The organism is Phenylobacterium sp. (genome assembly GCF_030693805.1).
Classification (GTDB): domain Bacteria; phylum Pseudomonadota; class Alphaproteobacteria; order Caulobacterales; family Caulobacteraceae; genus Phenylobacterium.
Window position 1 is genome coordinate 1 of sequence record NZ_JAUXZW010000112.1, and the last position, 8298, is coordinate 8298.

Genomic DNA, 8298 nt, shown 5'->3' on the forward strand with positions numbered 1-8298 from the left:
CGGCGATGGGGCGGGCGCATCACCAGTCCTCCCGGACGGCCTGCACCGCGTCGCGCGACACGGCGCGCCGGCCGGCGACCAGCGCCGTCGCGGCGGCGCAGGCGATCAGGGCGGCGGCGAACCCCGCCAGCAGGCCCCAGGGCACGCGCGTCCGCATGGTCCAGTGGAAGGACTGCGGATTGACCACATGGATCAGCACCTGGCTCATGACCAACCCCAGGCCTGCGCCGGCGATCACCCCGATCAAACCCAGCAGCGCGCCTTCCGTGGCCAGCATGCCGATGATCTGGCGGCGCAAGACGCCGATGTGGCGCAGCATCCCGAACTCTTTGGTGCGGGCCAGTGTCTGGGCCGAGAGCGCGGCGGCGACGCCGGCCAGGCCCACCAGCACCGCCACCGCCTCGAGCAGATAGGTCACTGCGAAACTCCGGTCGAAGGTGGCGAGGGCGGCGGCGCGCAGGACGCTGGGCCTGGCGATGGTGAGCCGCTCGCGTGCGCCGGCCGGCACGACGGCCTTTAGCGCGCCGATCACCCGGTCCGCCGATGCGCCCGGCGCCAGTTCGATCGAGGCGCCGCTGCGGCCCGCATCACCGGTCAGCCGCGTGTAGTCGTCGGAGGTCATCGCGACCGCGCCGTGTTGGCGGGCGTAGTCGCGCCAGACGCCGGCCACGAACAGCGACTCGCCGTCAGCCCTGCGGCCGATCGGCAAGGTGATCTGCTGGCCCGGCCGGTAGCCGTAGATCCACTGCGCCGGCTCCGACACCCACACCGGGGTGACGCCCTCAGGAACGGGCCGGGACTTCCCGATCATCGGCAGGGTGCGGCCGGGCGCGCGAAGGTCGATCGTCTGGCCGATCAGCGCCACCTCTGGCCGGTCGGGCGCCAGGCGCAGGCTGGTCTGTCCGAGGAAGGCGGCGTGGGCGACGCCCGGAACCGCCGCGATGCGCGCCTGCGCAGCGGGCTCGAAGCTCGCGTCCTCGACTCGCATGTAGATGTCGGCGGGCAGCACCTGCAGCAGCCATTCGTCGACCGAGCCGCGGAAGCTGGCGACCATCACCGCCATGGCCACCACCAGGCTGGTGCTGGCGACGATGCTGCAGAGCGCGACGCCGGCCTGCGAAGGTGCGCCCCACAATCGCTTCAGCGCCAGGTCGACCACCGGCGCCCGACCGGCGCGTCCCTGGAGCGGACCGAGCAGACCGCGCGCCAGCCAGGGCGTCGCCGCGACCCCGCCCGCCAACATCAGGGCGATAGACAGGTATCCGAACACCGGCAGGCCGCGCAGAGCCGGCGCCATGGCCGCCACAGCGCCCGCCAGGAGCAGCGTCAGTGCGAGGCCGACGGCAGGGCGCCGGTTGGGGTCCACCGCGTCACCGAGGTTCTTGAGCGCCACGGCAGGCGCCGCGCGCCCAGCCTCACGCGCCGGCAGCAGGCCGCCCAGCAACGCCGCAGCGACGCCGAGCGCCAGGAAGACCAGCGCTGGACCCGGCGTGAGCGATAGTCTTGGCCGTTCTCCGCTGAAATAGCCGCCGCCGAGATCACCGCCGAACACCCGCAAGGCGGCCTCCGCCAGCCCCGCGCCCAGCGCCAGTCCGGCCAGCGCGCCCAGCGTGCCGACGATCGCGGCCTCAGCGACCACGAGCCTGAGCAGAGCCGCGCGCTCGACCCCGAGGACGCGCAGCAAGGCGAACTGCGGCCGCCGCCGTGCGACGGCCAGGGACTGCGCCGAATAGACCAGAAAGCCGCCGGTCATCAGCGCCATCAGCGCCAGCATGTCGAGGTTGACGCGGTAAGCGCGCGAGAGGGCGTCGCTGCGCCGCGCCTGTGCCTGCTGGGTGACCACCTGGGCCGACGCCGGGAGCATGCCTGCTACGCGGGCCGCCACGTCCTTTGGATCGGCCCCCTGGTCGATGCGCAGGTCGACGCGGTCGAGGGCGCCGAGGCGCGCGAACCGCCACTGGACCTCGGCGATGTCCGCCACCGCCAGACTTTGGCCTTGTGGCGCGGCCGCGAGCACGCCGCGGACAACGAACCGGACCTGCCGAGCGCCGGCCGCGAGGACCAGCGGCTCGCCCAGACGCGCGCCGGTGGCGGCGAGCGCGGTCGGCGACAGGAAAACCCCCTGGCTGTCGAAGGGATCGCCCCCCATGGCGCCGGCGCGTTGGCCGAGCAGCGCCGGTGTGACGGCTGCGGCGCGCAGCACGTCGAGACCGATCAGCCGCACCGACGCGCCGTTGCGGGCATGCGCTGCGACCTCGACGACGGGGCTCACGTGGGCGACGCCAGGCGTGCGCGCCAGCCGCGGGTAGAGCGCCTCCTCAAAGCCATTTGGGCCGGCGGCGCGCACCTGCAGGTCGGCTTCGCCGTTCACGGCGCTGATCGCGCTGGCGAATTCGTTTAGGGCCGAGGCGTTTATCAGGTGGACGGCGAAACCCAGGGCCACGCCCACGGCGATCGCCAGCCCGGCCAGCACGGCGCGGGCAGGGTGGGCGCGCCATTCGCCGCGCATCATCCACCATCGCGCGAGCGGCCCGCTGGAGAGGCGCTCAGGCAGCATCGGCGCCGGTCAGGCCGTGTCGCGTCAACGTCAGGCTGCGATCGGCGGCGGCCGCGGCGGCGGCGGAATGCGTCACCAGGATCGCCGCGGCGCCAGCGTTGCGAACCTGATGGGTCAGCAGTTCCATGATCCTCGCGGCGGTTTCCGGGTCGAGATTGCCTGTCGGCTCATCGGCGAGGATCAGCGCCGGGCGATGCACCAGCGCGCGCGCGATCGCCACCCGCTGAAGTTCGCCGCCGGAGAGCTGCGCGGGGTAGTCCGCGTCGCGCGCGCCCAGCCCGACCTCCGCCATCATCGCCCGCGCGCGTTCCAGCGATACAGCCTGACCGCGCCTTTGCAGAATCAGGGGCAGGGCGACGTTCTGCGCCAGGGTCAGATGAGGCAACACGTGGAAGGCCTGGAAGACGAAGCCGATCCGCTCGCGACGCAATCGCGCGCCCTGATCGTCGTCCAGGCCCCCGAGCTCATCGCCGTTCAGGCGGATTGAGCCTGCGTCCGCCTGGTCCAGGCCAGCGATCAGGTTCAGCAGGGTGGACTTGCCGACGCCGGATTCTCCGGTCACGGCGACGAAGTCCCCTGCGTGCAGGACCAAGTCCAGGCCGTCGAACAACACGCGGCCGCCGGGCACGGACTTGCGCAAGTCGCGGACAGCGAGCAGTGGCGTGGCGGGGTCAGGCGCGGTCACGGTGCGACACATTAGTCATTGCCCGACTTGTGCGCATCGAATGCTCCACTTTTGGGCGAAACTTGCTTGGATGCGCGCAGATGCCGCGTTGTTCATTAACTCCACGCGGGTATTTCAAGGTCAGGTTTTCCCTTTCGGAGCGAGCCGATGGCGCGCAAGGCGGTTGATCTAGATCGGTTGACCCATGTCGACGCGGCGTTGCGTGGCATGTTCGAGGCGTTGCAGTCGCTTCCGTTGCCGAGCCGGCTCCTGTCGCTGATCGACCAGCTCGACGACGACAGAGACGAGCCAGGCGCCGATTTCGCCAGCGGAAGCCGCTAGTTTCCGTCCAACGCCGATCGACTGGTCGACGCCACGACGTCAGATGCGTCTTCGGCGTCCATGATCTTCAATAGCTTGGCGCGCGCCCTATTCACGCGGCTCTTTATCGTGCCCAAAGCGCAACCACATACCTCTGCGGCTTCCTCGTAGCTCAGCCCGGCTGCTCCGATCAGGATCAGCGCTTCGTGTTGTTCGTCGGGCAGCTGTGCGAGTGCGGCCTGCAGGGCGTGCAAGGCGAGGCTCCAGTCCTGGGTCGCCGCTGTCTTGAGGGCGCCTGAATAGACGCCGCCCTCATCCGGAATCTCGCGGCGCCGACGCAGGACATTTGAGTAGTAGGTGTTGCGCAGGATCGTGAACAGCCAGGCGCGAAGATTGGACCCGGTCTCGAATTTATCCTTATTAGACCATGCTTTTATGAGTGTTTCTTGAACAAGATCGTCGGCATCTGGACTGTTGTGGCTGAGCGACCATGCGAACGCCCTGAGCGCTGGGAGCAGTTCGACGACGTCGTCGCGCCAACTCGACGCCGCAGTCATACAGACCTCGCTGACCTCGCGCCCGGAGCGCTGCTCCATGGTCGCCGGCTAGAGCCGAAACGCGGCCTGGGATCATCCGTTCCGGCTTGAAGCGCGGCCCAAAGGCGCCAATCTTGGAACCTTGGCTAACCTGCGGCGTTCGCCGAACCGGTCTCCAAGCACGCGCGCGGGAGCGCCATTTGTCCGGCTCGACCTGGGGGGAGCCTAAGCATGTCGCCATCAGATGACGCGGCGGGCTTCGGCTCCGACCACATCGAACTCGACACGCCGCTGCTGCGCTATCGCGGCGTTCGGGAAAACAGCCTGCGTCTGGTCGCTGGCCTCAGCGCCGAAGATCAGCTTGCACAGTCGATGCCGGACGCCAGTCCCGCCAAATGGCACCTGGCGCACACCACCTGGTTCTTCGAGACGTTCTTGCTGACGCCGAACCTGCCGGGCTACGCACCGTTCGATCCCGCCTATATGTACCTTTTCAATTCCTACTACGAGGCGATCGGAGATCGCCAACCCCGGCCCGAGCGCGGCCTGTTGACCCGTCCGTCGTTGGATGAGGTCTTGGCCTATCGGGCCCATGTGGACGCTGGCATGGAGCGCTTGCTGTCCGCCGACGACGCGGCGGCGTCGGAGCTTCTCGAGCTCGGTCTGGCGCACGAAGAGCAGCATCAGGAATTGATCCTCATGGACATCCTGCATCTGTTCGACCGGTCGCCGCTGAAGCCCGCGTATGCCCCGGGCGCGTTGTCGCCGGATCTGCGCGCGCCGCTCGCCCTGGGCTTCGCGGCCTTCGAGGGCGGGCTGGTGGAGATCGGTCACGCCGGAGACGGCTTCGCCTTCGACAATGAGAGCCCGCGTCACCGCACCTACCTCGAACCGTTCCGGCTGGCCGAGCGGCTGACCACCAACGCCGAATGGATGGCGTTCATGGAGGACGGCGGCTACGCCCGCGCGGAACTGTGGCTGTCCGACGGATGGGACCGGGTCCGCGCTGAGGGCTGGCGCGCACCGCTCTACTGGCGCGAGGGTCCGCAGGGTTGGCAGGTGATGGGCCTGCATGGCCTGCACGCCGTCGATCTGAACGCACCGGTCGCGCATGTCAGCTTCTACGAGGCGGAGGCCTATGCGACCTGGGCCGGAGCGCGGCTGCCGACCGAGGCCGAATGGGAACACGCCGCTCAGGGCCTTCCCGCGCACGGCAATTTCCTGTGCGCCGGCAGGCTGGCGCCGATGGCCGCGCCCCGATCCGCCGGGCTCCAGCAGATGTTCGGCGACTTGTGGGAATGGACCCGCAGCGCCTATTCGCCGTACCCGGGATTTCACCCGCCCGCCGGCGCGGTCGGTGAATACAACGGCAAGTTCATGTCGGGGCAGTTCGTGCTGCGCGGTGGGGCGTGCGTGACGCCGGACGGCCATACGCGAGCGAGCTATCGCAACTTCTTCCACCCGCATCAGCGCTGGATGTTCTCAGGCGTGCGCCTGGCCAAGGACGGCGCGGCCGACGTCGCGACAACACCGACCCGGTCGGATTTCGAGGTGGATGTCCTAACCGGTCTTGCGCGGTCGCAGAAGCAGATACCGCCCAAGTATTTCTACGACGCCGAAGGCTCACGGCTGTTCGAAGCGATCTGCGAGTTGCCGGAATACTATCCGACCCGCACCGAGCTCGGTTTGCTCCGAGCCGCCGCGCCTCAGATCGCGCGCGAGATAGCGCCTGGCTCAGCCCTAGTGGAGTTCGGCAGCGGCGCCAGCCTAAAGACGCGGATCGTGCTGGATGCGGCGCCGCAGATCGCGGTCTACGCGCCGATCGACATCAGCGTGGCGGCGCTGGATGCGGCGGCTGCCTCGATCCGAGCCGATTATCCGGCGTTGCGCGTGGCGCCGCTTGCTGAGGACTTCACGACCGCGCTCCAACTGCCTGCGGAGACCGAAGGGCGGCCTCGGGTCGGCTTTTTCCCGGGTTCGACCATCGGCAACTTCACGCCGCAGGAGGCGACTGCCTTTTTGAACGGCGCCTTGCGCCTGCTGGGCGAAGGCGCGGCGTTCCTGGTGGGGGTCGACCTTGTGAAAGATCCGGCCGACCTGGTGGCCGCCTACGATGACGCGCAGGGCGTCACCGCAGCGTTCAACCTCAACCTGCTGACCCGGATCAACCGCCAGCTTGGCGGCGACTTTGACCTGTCGGCGTTCGCCCATCGCGCGCTCTGGAACGCCGGGGAAAGCCGCATGGAGATGCACCTCGTCAGTCTGCGAGACCAAAAGGTGACGGTGAGTGGACGGCGTTTCGCGTTCGCACAGGGCGAGACGATCCACACCGAGAACTCCTACAAGTTCACGCTGGAGGGTGTGGCGGAGCTCGCTGCTGCGGCGGGATGGCGCCTAGAGCGCCAGTGGGTGAGCGCCGAACCGAAATTCGCGATCGTGCTGCTCAGGTCCTGAACGGACGTCCGGCGCCCCGCCCGTGCTCACGCGAGCCGGGCGGGGCGGGAATTCTCAGCCTACCAAATCAGATGTCGTCGCGGCCGCGGGTGCGCCCGCCGCCGCGTGAAGCTTCGCCGCCCTTACGCCCGGCGGCGGCGGCGAGATCACGGTCCTTGGCGAAGCTGCGTTTCTCGCCAGGCACGCTTGCACCCCCCTTGCGGGCGATCTCGCGGCGGCGTTCGGGGTTCATCGCCGCGAAGCCACGACGCGCACGGGGTTTGGCGTTCTGATCGACGTCCATAGGGGGCTCCTTAGCTTGCAGCGGGGGGGAGTTAGCTGTGGAGGCGTCTGCTTTCGCGAGCCGGCCAGTGTTCGACGCTCTGGGTCTTCCAGCAGCGGATGGCGGGTCGGCAGGCATGACGTCTCCCATAGGGGTTGTGGTCAAGCAAACCCGCAAGGCGCAGTGGAGGTTGCGCGGAAAACGCCGAAAGGCCGTTCACAGACGAGAGACCGACGCCGCTTGAGCGCGTCGATCGGTTCGGGACGGGCGGTCTGAGAGGCGTTGGGGGGAGAACAATCCATCCCGCCAATGACCGATCGCGGCGCTGACGGAGTCGCACGAAAGCGCGGCGTGAGAAACTATTCTATTGTTGTAACAATTAGTTATATGGGCAACTGGACCTTGGCCGTTAGCCCGCCGCCTGGACGGTTGCTGAGCCAGACGTCGCCGCCGTGGCCGCGCGCGATGGAGCGCACCACCGCCAGCCCCAGTCCGATCCCGCCGGTCTTGCGACTGCGCGACGGCTCGCGGCGATAGAAGGGTTCGAACACCCGCTCCACGTCCTCGGGCGGAATGCCGGGGCCGCGGTCCTCGATCTCCACCACGGCGTGCACGCCGTCGCGGAAGATGCGAGCGCGGGCCTGACCGCCGAACTTCACGGCGTTGTCGAGCAGGTTGGCGAACAGCCGGCGCAGCGCCAGCGGGTCGCCCTCCACGATCACCCGCTCCTCGGCCAGGAACTGGGTGTCGGCGCCGGTCTCGGCCATCTCGTCGCACAGGCTCTCCAGCAGAGACGAGAGTTCCAGCGGCGTGCGTTCGCCGGCCCGGCTTTCGTCGCGCACGAAGGTGAGGGCGGCCGAGATCATCTGCTCCATCTGGTCGAGGTCGGCGGCCATTTTGACGCGCTGGTCCTCCGGCGCGTGCTCGATACGGAACCGCAGTCGGGTGAGCGGAGTGCGCAGGTCGTGGGCGATGGCGCCGACCATGGCCGTGCGGTCGGCCACATAGCGGTTCAGCCGCTGCTGCATGTCGTTGAAGGCGCCGACCGCGACGTTGATCTCGGTGGAGCCGCGCAGTTGCAAGGGCGGCGCGCGCGGATCGCGGCCCAGCCGCTCGGCGGCGTCGGCGAAGGCGCGCATCGGCGTCGACAGCCTGCGTGCGAAGACATAGGCGACCGGCGCCATGGCTATGCCGGACAGGGCGAACCACAACAGCATGCGCTGCTGCCAGGCGTCGGGTCCGAAGCCGGGCTCAGGCCGAACGAAACGCCAGCGGCCGTCCGGCCGCTTGATCGCCACCTGGAAGGGCGCGACCAGGAAATGCTCTTCCCGGGGGACGCCTTGACGCGCCATGCGGTCGCGCAACAGCCGCACGGTGCGTCGGTCGGCGAACGGGCTGTGGCGGCTGACGCCAATGACGATGCGATCGGGCGCGACGCCAAGCTCGGCGCCGAGCTTGGCCTGGATGATGACCGCGTTGGGGCCCTCCATCCAGAATTTGGGAG

The 8298-nt window shown here is 68.8% G+C and carries 7 protein-coding genes; 2 read left to right on the plus strand and 5 right to left on the minus strand.

What is annotated here, in order from left to right:
* Window positions 1-19: 19 nt before the first annotated feature.
* Entirely contained in the window at window positions 20-2557 is a 2538-nt protein-coding gene (locus Q8M88_RS04865) for an FtsX-like permease family protein (RefSeq protein WP_305595121.1), read from the minus strand.
* Entirely contained in the window at window positions 2547-3242 is a 696-nt protein-coding gene (locus Q8M88_RS04870; protein WP_305595122.1) for an ABC transporter ATP-binding protein, read from the minus strand. Before Q8M88_RS04870 ends, Q8M88_RS04865 begins: the two co-directional genes overlap by 11 nt.
* Before the next feature lie 147 nt (window positions 3243-3389).
* On the opposite strand from Q8M88_RS04870, the gene Q8M88_RS04875 reads away from it, so the two are divergent.
* Window positions 3390-3563, plus strand: a complete 174-nt coding sequence (locus Q8M88_RS04875; protein WP_305595123.1) for a NepR family anti-sigma factor — start codon at window positions 3390-3392, stop codon at window positions 3561-3563.
* On the opposite strand, the gene Q8M88_RS04880 is transcribed toward Q8M88_RS04875, so the two are convergent.
* The gene (locus Q8M88_RS04880) at window positions 3560-4138 is read right to left on the minus strand and encodes a sigma-70 family RNA polymerase sigma factor (RefSeq protein ID WP_305595124.1); all 579 of its coding nucleotides are present in this window, start codon (window positions 4136-4138) and stop codon (window positions 3560-3562) included. The genes Q8M88_RS04875 and Q8M88_RS04880 overlap by 4 nt on opposite strands.
* A 171-nt stretch (window positions 4139-4309) precedes the next feature.
* On the opposite strand from Q8M88_RS04880, the gene egtB reads away from it, so the two are divergent.
* Window positions 4310-6532: an ergothioneine biosynthesis protein EgtB gene (gene egtB / locus Q8M88_RS04885; protein ID WP_305595125.1), complete on the plus strand. Its 2223-nt coding sequence runs from the start codon at window positions 4310-4312 to the stop codon at window positions 6530-6532.
* A 67-nt stretch (window positions 6533-6599) separates the two neighbouring features.
* Here the strand turns inward: egtB and Q8M88_RS04890 are convergent, their stop codons facing one another.
* Together Q8M88_RS04890 and Q8M88_RS04895 are read right to left on the minus strand one after the other, a co-directional pair.
* Window positions 6600-6815 (minus strand): general stress protein, encoded by a 216-nt coding sequence (locus tag Q8M88_RS04890; RefSeq protein WP_305595126.1) that lies wholly within the window; start codon window positions 6813-6815, stop codon window positions 6600-6602.
* Between the two features lie 362 nt (window positions 6816-7177).
* Window positions 7178-8298: HAMP domain-containing sensor histidine kinase (locus Q8M88_RS04895; RefSeq protein WP_305595127.1), on the minus strand; the 1121-nt coding region annotated here is incomplete at its 5' end.

Excerpts from the sequence above, each read along its gene's own strand:
- Q8M88_RS04875 (WP_305595123.1), top strand. The coding sequence starts at position 3,390 with ATGGCGCGCAAGGCGGTTGATCTAGATCGGTTGACCCATGTCGACGCG.
- egtB (WP_305595125.1), top strand. The coding sequence starts at position 4,310 with ATGTCGCCATCAGATGACGCGGCGGGCTTCGGCTCCGACCACATCGAA.
- Q8M88_RS04865 (WP_305595121.1), bottom strand. The coding sequence starts at position 2,557 with ATGCTGCCTGAGCGCCTCTCCAGCGGGCCGCTCGCGCGATGGTGGATG.
- Q8M88_RS04890 (WP_305595126.1), bottom strand. The coding sequence starts at position 6,815 with ATGGACGTCGATCAGAACGCCAAACCCCGTGCGCGTCGTGGCTTCGCG.
- Q8M88_RS04880 (WP_305595124.1), bottom strand. The coding sequence starts at position 4,138 with ATGGAGCAGCGCTCCGGGCGCGAGGTCAGCGAGGTCTGTATGACTGCG.